Genomic DNA, 13,852 nt, shown 5'->3' with positions numbered 1-13,852 from the left:
GGCCCGTTGGGGTAGAACGGATGTCCATGAAGATCCGCAACGGGGGTCCCGAGGACGTCCCCGACATCCTGTCCCTGCTCGACGGCGCCGTCTCCTGGCTGGCCGCCCAGGACCGCACCGGGCAGTGGGGCGACCAGCCGTTCTCCACCAACCCGGCCCGGGTGGAGCACATCGAGCAGTACGCCGCCGAGCCGTTCCTGATCCGCCTGGCGGTGGACGACGACGGCCGCACGGTCGGCTGCTGCGTGCTGTCCGAGGAGCGCGGCAAGTACATCCCCGCCGTGGACGAGCGCGAGCTCTACGTCCGCAACCTGGTCACCGACCGCAGCCGCAAGGGCTCCGGCATCGGCGCCGCGCTGATCGCCGACGCGGTCGAGGAGACCCGTCGGCGCGGCATCGGCCTGCTGCGGGTCGACTGCTACGCCGGTGCCGACCGCAAGCTGGTCGGCCAGTACCGGGCGCTCGGCTTCACCGAGACCGTGGGCTTCGAGGTCGAGCAGCCCACCGGCACCTGGCCCGGCCAGGTGCTGGAGATCCGGGTCTGACGCTCCGCCCGACGCACCGTCGGGGAATCCCGGAACCCGCTCCCGGGATTCCCCGACGGTCGGTCAGCAGGCGGGGACCAGCTCACCCTTGCCCGCCGCGGCGGTGCGCGGCACGAAGGCCACCACCCGGCCGCCGCGTCCCGGGTGCAGGTCGAACCGCACTCGCAGGTCCGCGCTGCGGGCCAGCACCAGGGCGACCGCGCCGGCCGCCAGCGCGGACACCACGCCGCAGGCCAGCAGGCCGAGCCGGGGCCCGTACGAGGCGGTGACCCAGCCGACGACCGGGGCGCCGATCGGCGTGCCGCCGGTGAAGACGAGCACCAGCAGGCCCATCACCCGACCGCGCACCTCGGGGTCGGTGGCCAGCTGCATGGTGGAGTTGACCGAGGTGTTGAAGCTCAGCCCGAAGACCCCGATCAGCGTCAGCAGCAGCGCGAAGGTCCAGTAGTCGGGCGCGAAGGCCGCGACGACCTCCAGCGTGCCGAAGGCCAGCGCCGCACCGACCAGCCGGCGCAGCCGGGGCGCGCCCCGGCGGGCGGCGAGCAGCGCACCGGCCAGCGAGCCGACCGCCATCGCGGTGTTCAGCAGGCCGTACTGTCCCGCGCCCACCTTGAAGGTGTCGTACGCGAACCCGGACAGCAGCGTGGGGAAGTTGAACCCGAAGGTGCCGATGAACCCGGCCAGCACCATCGGCCAGAGCAGTTCGGGCCGCTCCTTCACGTACCGCAGGCCCTCGCGTAGCTGGCCCTTCTCGCGGGCGATCGGCTCGGTCGGGCGCAGCTCGTCCTCCCGCATGGCGAGCAGCCCGCCGATCACCGCGGCGAAGGACAGCGCGTTGACCGCGAACGCCCAGCCGCTGCCGACCGCGGCGATCAGCAGGCCCGCGACGGCGGGGCCGACCAGGCGGGCGGTCTGGAAGTTGGCGGCGTTCAGGCTGACGGCGTTGGCGAGGTCCTTGGGCCCGACCATCTCGGAGACGAAGGCCTGCCGGGTCGGGTTGTCGACCACGGTCACCAGGCCGAGCAGCAGTGCGAAGGCGTAAACGTAGTACGGCGTCACCACGTCACCGATGGTGAGCGCGGCCAGGCCCGCGGCGAGCAGGCCCATGGCGCCCTGGGTGTACATCAGCAGCCGGCGCTTGGGCATCCGGTCGGCGAGCACGCCGCCGAACAGGCCGAGCAGCAGCATCGGCAGGAACTGCATGGCGGTGGTGATGCCGACCGCGAGCGGGCTGCCGGTGAGGCTCAGCACCAGCCAGTCCTGGGCGATCCGCTGCATCCAGGTGCCGGTGTTGGACACCACCTGGCCGGCGAAGTAGTAGCGGTAGTTGCGAACGCGCAGGGAGGAGAACATCCCCCTGGGCCGGGTGAACTCGGCTCCCGTGGGAGATGCGGCCGAATGGGCTCGGCGCTGAGCGGCGGGGTCCGCCGCGGTGCGTTCGTCGGGGTCGTCGTCGCCGCTGCCGGGCTGTCCGCTGGGGGCGGAGGCCTGGGCGTCGGCGGCCGCGGTGCTGTCCGCGGCGGGGTCGGTGGTCGGGTCGTCGGTACGGATGGCGGCGGCGCTGGCTGCGGCCGGCGGTGTCACGGTGGTCTCCCCTCGTGGCGGGGGGGGGGGGGGGGGGGGGGGGGGGCGCCGGGGGGGGGGGGGGGGGGGGGGGGGGGTGGGGGGGGGCGGGGGGGGGGGCGGGGGGGGGGGGGGGGGGGGGGCTTGCCGCGCGCCGCCCGGGTGTTGGCTTCCCGGGGCGCGGGCCCCCGGCGGTGTTCCCCGGTTGGGGGGCGGTGGGGGGGGGGGCCCCCCCCCCCCCCGACGGCAACGAAGGAGCACTCTCGCAGCCCGGTCTCCCCCGGGCCCGACCGACCGACGTAGGAGGCGGGTCAGAACCGCCAGGCGGGGGCGTCGACGATCGCCAGCAGGGCGGCCTCGTCCAGGCCCGCGTCAGGCTGTTCGGCCCACTGCTGGAGCGTCACCGTCCGGCCGTCGGCGCGCTGGAGGCGAATGTACTGGGAGGTGCGGCCGCTCTGCGGGAGGGTCACTGTCACGGCCTCGCCGCGCGCGCCGGAGGGGAGCTCGACCAGGTGGCAGGATGTCCGCGGGGCGACCTCCTGCGGGCTGGGCACGCCGGGGCGCGCGGTGACCTTTGGCAGGGCGATGGCGGCGCAGAACGGGACCTTCGGCGCGTCGGCGGTGCGCTCGGCGCCGCCGATGAAGTCCACCGGGCCGGCCGGGGACTGCCAGGCGACCCGGAAGGTGCGGCCCGGGATGTCGCCGGCGCGCACGGTCTTGGCGCCGGCCGGGAGCAACCCCGCCAGGGTGGTTCCCAGGCGGTCGCTGGTCCAGTCGGTGGCGCGGCCGCTGCCGGGGCCGAAGGAGTCCGGGCGCAGTGGTTCGGCGCTCGCGCCTGCCGCGCTGGCCAGGGTGAGCGGGCCGGTCAGCGGGTCGGCGGCCGCCACCGGGTTGCCCGGGGTGCCGGGGGCGGGGGTGGCGCCGGTGGGCAGGGTCGCCACCAGGGCGGCCAGGGCGGCGGTGGCGGCGACCGTGGCGCCGCCGCGGACGGCCAGCCGGGTGCCGCGGCGGCGGCGTCCGGCCGCGACCGCCGCGTCCACCGTGCCGGGGCGCAGTGCCGGTTCGGCGCCGAGGCCGGCCGCGAGGAGGGTGCGCAGTTCGTCCTGCGGGTCGAGGGCGTCGTGGTGGGTCACAGCGTTTCCTTCAGGGTGGTCGGAGCGGCGGTCAGTTCGTCGAACGGGTCGGTGTCGCCGAGCAGGGCGCGCAGCTTGGTGAGCGCGCGGGCGGTATTGCTCTTGACGGTTCCGGCGGTGCAGCCGAGGGCCTTGGCGGTGTCCGCGATGTCCAGGTCGGCCCAGTACCGCAGGACCACCACGGCCCGTTGACGAGGCGGCAGGGCGGCGAGCGCGGTGCGGACCTGCAGGCCGAGCGAGGGGTCGGTGCCCGGGCCGGGCCGGTCGGGCAGTGCGAGTGTCGGGTCCTCCCGTCGCCAGCGGCGCCGGGTGTGGTCGATGCAGGTACGGGTCAGCACGCGGTGGGCGTAGGCCTCCAGGTTGGCGATCCGGTGCCGTCTTCCCCAGACCGCGTACAGCTTGGTCAGTGCGGTCTGCGTGATGTCCTCGGCGTGGTGCCAGTCGCCGCACATGAGGTACGCGGTCCGCCGCAGGTGCGGCATCCGGTCCTCGGCGAAGCCGCGGAATTCCTCCAGGTCTGCGCTACGCACAGGGTGTGTCCTCCGTTCGTCTCTGCCCACTTCGACGGAGCGCACCCGGTGCCGGGATGTCACGGGCGGCAGAAAAAGTCCGCCGGTCGCGGGGCGGGGACCCTTCCGGGCTTCTGATCACTGGATGCCGTCCTCCGCCGCCGGCCGTTCTGTTGATTCGTCGGCGGAACCGGTGATCGGCCCCGGGATCCGTGGTGCGGCCCGACCTCGAGGCCATCCGTGCGGGGAACCCGCAGGTGCGGCAGGCGTGGGCGAGGGCCACGGACGGCGCGACGGTGGCTGGGCGCCGTGCTGTGCCGTGCCGGGCGCCCCAGGGCCGCTCCCGGCCCTGCGCGCCCCGAAGGCGCGGACGGACAAAGTGCGGCAGTTGTCGCGCGGTCGGGCGTCGGGCTCGTCACGGTCGACTGCTCAACCGCCCAGATGGGCGCCCCGCGGGCCTGGAGCTCCGGCTGGACCGGCAAGGGGCGTCAACGCCCGTCATCGGCAAAGCCGACCACCGCTACGGCCTTGGCTCCCTGCAGCCCGCGCGCATCAGTCGCCCGTCGCGGGGCCGACGGCACCGCCGTCGGTCGGGGCCAGCACCTCGCCGACCCGCGCGCAGACGATGGCCCACTCGTTCCAGTCGCTCAGCCACGGCCAGCTCGGCCTGGATCCGGTCGGCCTTCTCCCCCAACTCGTCCACACGACGGCGAGCAGCGAGCTCTCGCTGCTCCAGCAAACCCACGACCGACGGCATCTGCGACCTCCACCAGAGCAACGACACGACACCTCACCACTCTCACGAGACCGTCGACCCTATGCCTGACCAGCGAGAACGCAGTCCTCAAGCCTGGAAAGACAACAGCCAAAGACCGGGGAGGCGCTGCGCTCCTGCAGACCGTCGGCCTCGACGCCCGCTGGGTCCGCCCGCCCGGCCGGGCCAGCGGGCGGCCCGGCGAAGTCGTGATCGAGATCGACCGCCACCAACCCCTGCGCTCCGCGATATTCGCTGCAGGACTCCAGCCGACGTCCAAGCGGACCTTGCAACTGCGTCACTCCGAGCTCGACCGCTACCCCATCGAGCTCGTTCACCGGGGCATCTGGGCGGCGGGCTTCGCCGCCCCCTCCTGGACAACACGCCGACCGGCCAGCTGTCAGGTTCGCCCTCCTCCACGGTCAGCGGCTCCATCTCTCGCTTCGTCCCCATGCTCAGCTCCACCGTCCGGGCGACATTGCGTGGCAGTTCGTCCTCTCGTGCGTCGTGCGGCGTGATCGGTTGGGTGGTGGACTGGTCCGATTGGGTGAATTCGCGTCAAGGGCTGGTGCCGTCTTGCCTATTTCGGGTTAATGGTGGTGACCGTTTTTCCGGTGGGTTGCCCATCTCTCCGGGGATAGAGGCAACCCCTGTGTGCGCGGAACGCGTAGGCGGGTCCTTCTCTCTGTCCCGGTGCGCAAGCGGTGATCCGGTTCGCGTATACCGGCGCCGTTCGGCGCGGGCCCCGGTGGGATTTCTTGGGTGGCCCTCTCAGCTGAGAGAGGTTTGCCATGGAGCCGAATACGGGTTGGTCGGGAGTTCCGGCGATAGTCTGCGGGCTTCGGCCGGTTGCACCGGTGGGTGGATCCGAGGTGCCCGCTGTGCGGGGGCTTGTGGCGCCGCTGTTGAGTGCGGCGTTCTCCACGGTGACGATCCCGGCGGGCACGAGTCCGCTCGCGGTGACGGTAGCGCCGAACGGCAACGTCTACGTCGGCAACAACAATTCGAACAACGTGACGGTGATCAGCAGCGTCACGAACACCGTCCTGGCCACCGTCCCCGTCGGCTCGAACCCGGCGATGATCGCGGTGGCGCCGAACGGCAACGTCTACGTCACCAACCAGAGCTCGAGCAACGTGACGGTGATCGACAGTGCCACGAACACCGTCCTGACCACCGTCGCCGTCGGCGGGGGCCCGTTCGCGGTGGCGGTGGCGCCGAACAGCAACGTCTACGTCGCCAACTCCATCTCGAACAACGTGACGGTGATCGACAGTGCCACGAACACGATCCTGGCCACCGTCCCCGTCGGCGCGGTCCCGGACGCGGTGGCGGCGGCGCCGAACGGCAACGTCTACGTCGCCAACCGGAACAACAACACCGTGACGGTGATCAGCAGTGCCACGAACACCGTCCTGACCACCCTCCCCTCCGGTGGTTTCCCGGGCTTCGCGGCGGTGACGCCGAACGGCAACGTCTACATCGCCAACCAGACCTCGAACAACGTGACGGTGATCGACAGTGCCACGAACACCGTCCTGGCCACCGTCCCCGCCGGCATTGTCCCGGGGGTGATCGCGGTGGCGCCTAACGGCAACGTCTACGTCACCAACACCATTTCGAACAACGTGACGGTGATCAGCAGCACTACGAATACCGTCCTGGCCACCGTCGGCACCGGCGCCGGCCCGTTCGGGGTGGCGGTGGCGCCGAACGGCAACGTCTACGTCGGCAACTCCAATTCGAACAACGTGACGGTGATCAGCAGTGCCACGAACACCGTCCTGGCCACCGTCCCCGTCGGCGCGTTCCCGTTCTCGGTGGCGGCGGCGGCGGCGAACAGCAACGTCTACGTCACCAACGCCAATTCGGCGACCGTGACGGAGATCTCGCCGTTGACGGTGACGACCTCACCGGCGTCGCCGAGGTGCGGGCAAGCGGTGACATTCAGCATTTCCGGGGGAACTCCGAACGGGACAGCGGTGGTGAACTTCGGGGACGCCAGCCCCACGGTCACCGCCGCCCTGGACGCCACCGGGAGCGGGCAGACCACCCACACCTACACCGTCGGTACGTTCACCGCGACCGTGAACGGCAACCCCACCCCCGTCACCGTGAGCCCCAACCCCACAACGCCGACGCTGTCGGTGACGCCGAACCCCTCCAGCTGTGGGCAGAGCGTGACCGTATGCGCCACCATCACCCCGGCAACAGGCACCACCTCAGTGCCGATGGGCACGGTCACCTTCACCCTCCCCAACGGCCAGACCCAGATGGTCCCCGTGAACGGCGTGGGGCAGGCCTGCTTCACCACCACCGCCCTGACCGCCGGCACCCTCACCGCCGCCTACAGCGGTGACAGCTGTTTCACCGGCTCCACCGCCAGCACTCCCGTCACCGTGACGCCCAATCCCACAACGCTGACCGCACAGCCAGGCACGATCCGGCTCCGGCTGACCCCGCTGCCGGAGTTCTACATCCCCACCCTCAGTGCCACCCTGACGACCACCTCGGGGATGCCGGTGGCTGGTCAGCCGGTGACCTTCACCGCCATCACGCTCTTCGGCCCGGTCAACCTCGGTACCACCGTCACCGATGCCAGCGGCACCGCCACCATCCACAACGCCATCGTCCCCGTCTTCGCCGTCGCCACCCCCTTCTACACCGCCACATTCCCCGGCACCGCCTGCTACTCCGCCTCCACCGCCCACGGCATCCTCCTGTTCATTCCCCTCCCGTCCTGACCTCATGGGCTCTGGCAACCGCCCTCCTCCCCTCCACCGTGAACCCATGCGGGTCGGCGGTGTCTGGTCAGCGTTGTCGCCGGTACTCCAACCGGCGAGGGTGGCCTGCAGGCGAGCTCGTCCAGGGGGCAGACACGGCCCTCGACGACCAGCCGGCGGTTGCCGACGTCGAGGTCGTCGAGCTGGAGGCGGCGGATCGCGCCGGGCCGGGCATCAGCTGGTGTGCGGCGTTCGCGGAATGGACCTGGCACCAGGCCGGGGCGTAGCGTGCCAAGCGACCTGACGGGACGTGGTGTCGGCTACTGGGGCCAGCAGCACGGACTGTTCCATGACCGGTCCGGGTACACCCCGAAGCCGGGCGACCTGGTGGTCTACGGCCCGCCGGCGAAGGCGACCCCCGGCGGGCACGTCGGTGTGGTCGTCGGTGTGAACGGCGACGGCACCCTGGAGACCGTCGAGGGAGCTACGGCAACAAGGTCACCCACCGCCACCACGTCAGCTGACGTGCATGAGTTGCTGGCCCTGGTTGCGAACCGACAGGAGCCCGTTGGCGTTGACCCTCCCGAGGAACACCGAGGCCCCGTCGACGTGCAGATCGCCGTTGGCGTTCACCCTTTCCTCGAACTGCGACGCCCCGTGGACGATCAGCCGGGAATTGGTGTTGACACCGTTGACGGTGAGGTCACCGTCAACGGTGATGTTCTGCGCGGCGTGCAACTCACCCATGGCATCCGTCCGGCCGTTGACGGTGAGGTCACCGCCGACGACGGCCTTCCCGGCGGTGTGCAGCTCGTTCAGGTCGGCCTTGCCGGCTTTGATCGTCCCCAATTGCCCCCTGATCGTGGTCCGCCCGCCGACGAACGTGTCCGCCAAGTTCACCGCCCGCCTGGACTCCCGCTTCCGCACGAACAACAATGTCGTCCTCGCCTACGACAACCCGTGGCCTGGCGCGCAGCTGCACCTCGCCGTCGTCGAACAGCGATGGTCCGGACTCGGGGACGGCCACGGGATCCTCGAGGAATGCCAGGTGCGCGTGGAGTGCGCCGGACGCCGTACCCGGGGGCGAACCCGAACCGCGGAGCTGCTCCTGCCGCATCGGGAAGCCAGGGGCAGCCTGCCGACCGGGCTGCTGTTCGACGGCCGCCGTTCCACGCCTCGGCTCGACGCGATCCGGGGGGTGTGACACCCGGCTCGGAGGTTCCTCGGCGGGCCTGAGGAAGGCGAAGTCGACCCCACAGCCCGGGAGCCGCTGGCCGACTCGGGCGTCGATGCCTTCGATGGTGCGGCCGCCGTGCTGTTCGTCCGAGCTGGCCTTCGAGGGTGTCGTTGACGACCTCGATCAGCTGGCGGACGGACTTCATCAGGCCCTCGCAGGGACGGGGCGCGCTGGTCCGATAGGACGGCGGCAGCGGTTGGATGCCGTACTGGCCGAGGAAACCACTCGTCCGGCCGAACCCGATCCCCGTCGCGCAGCCCCTACCGACTTCATCTGCGGGGGCCGACGACGGCCGCCGCCACATGAGGTTCCGTCATGTCTCTTTTCAGGCAGTGCATTCTCGGGCACATGGTGATGCGCGGACGGCTGACTCCTCGGGCACGGCGGCTCCTAGCCTCGTTCCGCGACAGGCCTTGACCCGAGGCCTCCATCCGGAAGACCGAGAAGACCGTGCTGAAACGACTTTGCTCAGCCCTGCTGACCCTGGCCATCTCCATGGGCCTGGTGACGGCGCTCAGCGGCACCGCGTCCGCGACCAACTACCAGGTGATCGACTGGCACATCTCGAACATCACCGCGGGAGGAAGCATCCCCCACCAGAACTACTGGAACCTGATCGACGCCATCCACCGGCACACCTACGGTGACTCCACCGGCCTCAACGGCGTCACCGAGACCACCACCGAACGCGGCCGCCTCGTACAGGTGCGCGTCCTCGACACCAACAACGTCCACCTCACGTCCGTCTACATCTGGGCGGACGACCTCTACGTCGCGGGCTTCTACTCCCCGCAGACCAACATCCACTGGGCGTTCCAGGACCGGATCAACGAGTTCCAGAACGCGCTGGGCGTGACGGTCGCCGCCAACCACCGGATCGCCAGCGGCAATTACAGCAACATCCCGGGCGGCAACGACCGGGGAACCCTGGTGCTCAACCCCGAGCGCATCTACAACGACATGCGCACCCTCGGCCGCGCGGGGGCGTACAACGACACGACCGGACGGGCACTGCTGACGGCGATCCAGGTCTTCTCGGAGGCGTCCCGCTTCGGCGTGGTCTTCGACGTCGTCCGGGGCAACATCGAGCGCCCCGGCCTGAACCGGCCGCTGAACTACGTCAACGACAACCGCGAAAACATCCTGGCCGCAAACGTGGAGAACCAGTGGGGGGAGATCAGCCAGTTCATCCGCAACGCCCGCAGGGATCCGAGCACGGCGACCATCACCGTCATGGGCCACACCGTCGCCACCATCGCGGCCGTGCTCCACTACATCGGCTTCATCGAGGCCAACGGACGCATCATGCACAGCAATCCCTGACATGGAGCCCGGGCGGCCCGCCGGCGACAGCCGGAGGGTCGCCCCGAGCGCGTCCCCGCCGCCCTGCCCCGGGCGGCACCCGCATGCTCGTCCCCACGACCGTTCCCGTAACGCTCGTAGAGGGAAGCCCTTGTTCCGTGACACCCGCCCGCGCGCCCTCCGCATACCGATCCACCGCGAGACCGCCGAGGAGTGGGGCGGGTAGATCGCCCCGCTCCGCGCCGCCCCGCCCGGCTGGGTCGTCCTGCTGGGGCGGCTGTCCTCCGACGGCTACCTCTCCCACCTCGACTTCCAACTATCACCTGGACGGCGAACTCGTCGTCGTCCAGACCTCATGCCCCATTCCGGCAAGCCCCCGGGTGGGCTCCCCCACCCCTCCGCAGTTCCAACTTCCACCTTCCTTGCCGAATCGGACCGCCTCAAGCCGCGTACCGGCCTCGCCCCGCTCGACGGCCGCCCACCCCGGGCGAGGTGCTGCTCCACGGCGTCCCCGCCCCGGTGGAGGTGCGCTACCGCCATGGCTGTCGCAGTACCCTCGTCCCTCGGCTGCCCTCCCAGCAGGGCTGTGTGATCGTCACCGCCGACGCCGCCCACTGGGCCACCGCCACCGACCTCACCCTGCGGCCCCTCGGCCTTCTGAGCGCCCGACTTGGTCCGGCGCAACCGCACCACCGGCCAACCTTGCACACGATTCTCTGAACGCCCCCGACCCCTCCCGCCAACGCGGCCGGCGAACTGCGCCGGGACGCCACACCGGCCGACCGCACGCGCGTGCGTGCGTGCGTGCGACCTGATTCGTATATAGCGGACGGGGCAGTTGTCCTCGGCCATGTGGTTGCAGGGGTCGTGGATCAGGGGCGAGCGCTGGCCTCGCTCCAGGAGGTAAGCGATCGTCGTGGATCGGTCCGCCTGCCCGACGGAACGCCGCCGAGGCGAGCTCGGCTCGGCAGCTTGGCGCGGGGTCCGGTTGACCGTGCGGTGCCGACGATCGGCAGCCGACTCGCCGCGCCCAAGACGGAGACCGTGTCGGGCGGCCGGGCTGTATGCAGGCCCGACCGTCCCAGGCTTCACCCTACGGGCACCCGGGGCCGTGGAGGTGTACGTGCCGGGCAGTATGGAGCAGGCGCAGTCGCGCGTCCTGGTGGGGACGCTGCCCGTTCAACGACGTGTGCGAACGGCGCTGTTCCGCGTCCCGGCCCTTGGCAGCTCACTGACACCCGCGCCCGCGGCGAGGCCTGCGGCCCGCTCGACCTCATCCCCGCCCGTGCGCTGCCCGCTGGCGAGGGCGGGGTGTACCGGCTCGCCGCCCACCTCGCCTTCACCGCCGGCACAGGCGACGAGCGGCACTGCTTGCCGGCGTTCATCGGACGCCACCGCTCCTTGCCGGAGATGGTGGCGGCGACGACCGTCGCGCGGCCGCCGTTCTTCACCTGCCGGACGGCGGCGGCGACGGCGTCCTTCTGGATCCAGTGCAGCGGCAGCGGGTTGACCAGCAGGTCACCGAACGGCGTGATCTCCCAGTCGGCGTCGAAGCAGTCTTCGGTGAGGAGGATGTCGGCGAGTTCGTCGGTCGGCTCCTCGGCGTCCGCCTGGTCCGCAACGGCTACCACCAGCCACGGAAGGTCACCACCGCCGCGGGTGTGATCGAGGTCAAGGCCCCGCGGGTGAACGACAAGCGGGTCGATGAGGCCACCGGCGAGCGCAAGCGGTTCTCCTCGGCGATCCTGCCGCCGTGGTGCCGCAAGTCCCCGAAGATCGCTGAGGTGCTGCAGGTGGGCTCTCCACCCACCGTAGGCACGACCGGTGACCGGACGCATGCGGAAGACGGCCGTCCCGGCACCGGACCGATCGACGGACTCATCCATTCGCACCTGGCACCGCACCTTCGCAACCAAGATCGCCGGATGATGTACGGGAGAGCCGCCGGCCAGAGGGGCCCAACAGGCGCCCTGGCCCCGGTGAGCCCCGTTTCCCCTACCCGCGAGTGGAGGACGTTTTGGGACACGCAGTCGGTGACGTGCTGGGCCTGGCCGCCGGCGTCGCGGTCAGCCCTCTTCCGATCGTGGCGATCATTCTCATCCTGGCCACACCCCGCGGTCGCCTCAACGGTCCGCTGTTCGCCCTCGGCTGGGTCCTGGGACTCACGCTCCTGGGTGCGGTCATGCTGGCGGTCGGCGGCACGGGCGACGCTTCCACCCACAAACACCCCGCCACGTGGGTGGGTGCCCTCAAACTCGCCCTCGGTGTGCTGCTCGTCCTGTTCGGAGCTCACCAGTGGCGCCGCCGTCCCACCGACCCCTCCCAGGCCCAGCTGCCGAAGTGGATGGCCGCAATCGACCGCTTCACCCCACCCAAGGTCCTCGGACTCGGGCTGGCCTTGTCAGCGGCCAACCTCAAGAACGCCCCCTTGACCATCGCCGCCGGCGCCTCAATCAGCTCGGCCGGCATCCCGGTGCCACAGCAGGTCGGAACACTCGCCATCTTCGTGATCACCGCCTCTCTCGGGGTCCTAGCCCCGCTGGGCGTGTACCTGATCATGGGCGAGCGGGCGAAGAGCGTGCTCAGCACCTGGCGGGACTGGGCGGCACAACACAACGTCGCGGTCATGGCCGTCCTGTTCTTCGTCCTCGGTCTCAAACTCCTTGGGGACGGCATCAGCATCGTCGCCTGATTTCCGCGAGTGGCTCGATCCAAAGTCGGCAGTCCCGGCCCCACACGGCGTCGGCACGGCAGCCGGTCAGAAGCCGTTGTGTTTCCGATCGTGACGGATGTGTTTCTGCTGGTCAGGCATGGTGTTGGTGCCTCGGTGGCAGAGACGGGGTGTCGTGTCGTCTCTTCGGTGGAGGTGTCGGATGCCGTCGGTGATGGGGCTGCTGGAGGAGCGCGAGCGTGCTGCTCGGCAGCGGGTGGAGGCTCTGCAGGCCGAGCTGCAGGAGGCGGAAGTCGCGTGGGAGCGGTTCGTGATCGCCCGTCAGACGGTGGCCGAAGTCCTGGCAGAACCGCCTGCAGGCGAGGAGGCGCCGCTGGCCGGGGTGGCCGGTGAACGGTCTGCGCGGGTCGCCGGAGCGGTGCCCGGATCGGTGGTTCCCCTCTGGAGGGAAGGACTCCAGGCGTCATCCGGAAGGTCACTGGGGTACGGCGCACGCCCATCCACGTCCACCAGAGCACCGCATCCCCGGCTTGCTGTGAAGCCCAGAAACCGGACACCTTGGCGTCAACTACCGCGAGTCAGCCGAGCGCTCGCAGAACACCCACCGACAGCGAAGTCGGGAACCGCTGGTGCAAACGGCGCGCCGACGCCGACGGCCGATCGGTGGCCTCGTGGATCCGCGCTGTCGAGCGTGGGCTCAGGCGGACGGCGTGGCCGGGGAGCGCAGGCCGAGCCACTGCTCGGCGTCCCAGGCCTGGTACCGCTCTACTTCGGTGAACCCCAGCTTTGCCGCGAGGCGCATCGATCCGACGTTGGCGGTCTGGGTGGTGAGCACCACCGGCTCGCCGGGAAGGACGCCGTCGAACCAGTCGAGTACCGCCGCGCACGCCTCGGCGGCGTACCCGCGTCCCCACGCCCGCGGCAGGAACAGGTACCCGAGATCGGCCTTCCCCGCGGCAGCCGGGCGGCGGTGCTCCGTTGCTCTCCTGAGCAGGATCTGGCCGATCACCGCCCCGTCGAGATCGACGACGAAACTCCCGGGCCACCGCTCGGGCGCCGCGGGCAACTCGCGCTCGAGCTCGTCACGCGGCCGGGGGCCGCCGAGGTAGGTATGCACCTGCGGCGACGCCAGCAGCTCGATGAACGCCGCACGGTCCCGGGCCTCGGGCTCACGGAGCACGAGCCTTTCGGTCCTGATCGGGGCGGGCGGCCAGGCGACGGGTCCGAGTTCAGCCATGGCGGGCAACCTATCGCACGCACGCCGAGCAGTAACCTCGGACGCCCGACAGCGGCAACGGCTTCCGACCCGTCGGCCGACGAGACCAACCAGTCCCAACACCATTGCCGCAAACCAGCGTTGTCCCGACTTCGGCGACAACCGTTCTAACTCCGCTGCCGCAGGTCACGGACGGCTG

General features: G+C 70.8%; 11 protein-coding genes and 2 pseudogenes. 7 read left to right on the top strand and 6 right to left on the bottom strand.

The features are described from left to right. Positions 1-20 precede the first annotated feature (20 nt). A complete protein-coding gene (locus ACH4J0_RS15220; RefSeq protein WP_396240112.1) occupies positions 21-545 on the top strand; it encodes a GNAT family N-acetyltransferase in 525 nt (174 codons plus the stop codon). A gap of 63 nt (positions 546-608) precedes the next feature. On the opposite strand, the gene ACH4J0_RS15215 is transcribed toward ACH4J0_RS15220, so the two are convergent. The 4 genes from ACH4J0_RS15215 to ACH4J0_RS15200 all read right to left on the bottom strand — a co-directional run bounded on the left by ACH4J0_RS15215 (position 609) and on the right by ACH4J0_RS15200 (position 4,842). Then, positions 609-1,898 (bottom strand): MFS transporter, encoded by a 1,290-nt coding sequence (locus tag ACH4J0_RS15215; protein ID WP_396240443.1) that lies wholly within the window; start codon positions 1,896-1,898, stop codon positions 609-611. 521 nt (positions 1,899-2,419) lie between these two features. After that, positions 2,420-3,241: a hypothetical protein gene (locus tag ACH4J0_RS15210; protein WP_396240109.1), complete on the bottom strand. Its 822-nt coding sequence runs from the start codon at positions 3,239-3,241 to the stop codon at positions 2,420-2,422. After that, positions 3,238-3,771 carry a SigE family RNA polymerase sigma factor gene (locus tag ACH4J0_RS15205; protein ID WP_396240107.1) on the bottom strand — a complete coding sequence of 178 codons (534 nt, stop codon included), beginning with the start codon at positions 3,769-3,771 and terminating at the stop codon, positions 3,238-3,240. The genes ACH4J0_RS15210 and ACH4J0_RS15205 overlap by 4 nt, the downstream gene beginning before the upstream one ends. A 795-nt stretch (positions 3,772-4,566) precedes the next feature. Beyond that, entirely contained in the window at positions 4,567-4,842 is a 276-nt protein-coding gene (locus ACH4J0_RS15200) for a hypothetical protein (protein WP_396240105.1), read from the bottom strand. A gap of 543 nt (positions 4,843-5,385) precedes the next feature. Here ACH4J0_RS15200 and ACH4J0_RS15195 point away from each other — a divergent pair. Next, positions 5,386-7,248: an Ig-like domain repeat protein gene (locus ACH4J0_RS15195; RefSeq protein WP_396240103.1), complete on the top strand. Its 1,863-nt coding sequence runs from the start codon at positions 5,386-5,388 to the stop codon at positions 7,246-7,248. A 222-nt stretch (positions 7,249-7,470) separates the two neighbouring features. Next, a pseudogene (locus tag ACH4J0_RS15190) lies at positions 7,471-7,698 on the top strand (CHAP domain-containing protein); the annotation flags it as partial. 45 nt (positions 7,699-7,743) lie between these two features. Here the strand turns inward: ACH4J0_RS15190 and ACH4J0_RS15185 are convergent. Then, a complete protein-coding gene (locus ACH4J0_RS15185) occupies positions 7,744-8,076 on the bottom strand; it encodes a hypothetical protein (protein WP_396240465.1) in 333 nt (110 codons plus the stop codon). A gap of 34 nt (positions 8,077-8,110) precedes the next feature. On the opposite strand from ACH4J0_RS15185, the gene ACH4J0_RS15180 reads away from it, so the two are divergent. The 4 genes and pseudogenes from ACH4J0_RS15180 (at position 8,111) to ACH4J0_RS15165 (ending at position 12,458) form a co-directional block, all read left to right on the top strand. Beyond that, positions 8,111-8,431 carry a hypothetical protein gene (locus ACH4J0_RS15180; protein ID WP_396240463.1) on the top strand — a complete coding sequence of 107 codons (321 nt, stop codon included), beginning with the start codon at positions 8,111-8,113 and terminating at the stop codon, positions 8,429-8,431. 483 nt (positions 8,432-8,914) lie between these two features. Next, complete coding sequence (locus ACH4J0_RS15175) at positions 8,915-9,787, top strand: ribosome-inactivating family protein (RefSeq protein ID WP_396240101.1); 873 nt, start codon at positions 8,915-8,917, stop codon at positions 9,785-9,787. 1,589 nt (positions 9,788-11,376) lie between these two features. After that, positions 11,377-11,556, top strand: a pseudogene (locus tag ACH4J0_RS15170) (IS256 family transposase); the annotation flags it as partial. A gap of 227 nt (positions 11,557-11,783) precedes the next feature. After that, a complete protein-coding gene (locus tag ACH4J0_RS15165; RefSeq protein ID WP_396240099.1) occupies positions 11,784-12,458 on the top strand; it encodes a GAP family protein in 675 nt (224 codons plus the stop codon). A 676-nt stretch (positions 12,459-13,134) separates the two neighbouring features. Here ACH4J0_RS15165 and ACH4J0_RS15160 read toward each other — a convergent pair. Further along, a complete protein-coding gene (locus tag ACH4J0_RS15160) occupies positions 13,135-13,674 on the bottom strand; it encodes a GNAT family N-acetyltransferase (RefSeq protein WP_396240097.1) in 540 nt (179 codons plus the stop codon). Between the last annotated feature and the right edge of the window lie 178 nt (positions 13,675-13,852).

The sequence above is a fragment of the Kitasatospora sp. NPDC017646 genome (assembly GCF_044329365.1).
In the GTDB taxonomy this organism is placed as follows: Bacteria; Actinomycetota; Actinomycetes; order Streptomycetales; family Streptomycetaceae; genus Kitasatospora.
The sequence above is the reverse complement of the archived record's forward strand: the minus strand, read 5'-3'. Positions and strand labels throughout refer to the sequence as shown.

Coding starts and splice junctions, on each gene's coding strand:
- ACH4J0_RS15220 (WP_396240112.1), top strand. CDS start 21: ATGTCCATGAAGATCCGCAACGGGGGTCCCGAGGACGTCCCCGACATC.
- ACH4J0_RS15215 (WP_396240443.1), bottom strand. CDS start 1,898: ATGTTCTCCTCCCTGCGCGTTCGCAACTACCGCTACTACTTCGCCGGC.
- ACH4J0_RS15160 (WP_396240097.1), bottom strand. CDS start 13,674: ATGGCTGAACTCGGACCCGTCGCCTGGCCGCCCGCCCCGATCAGGACC.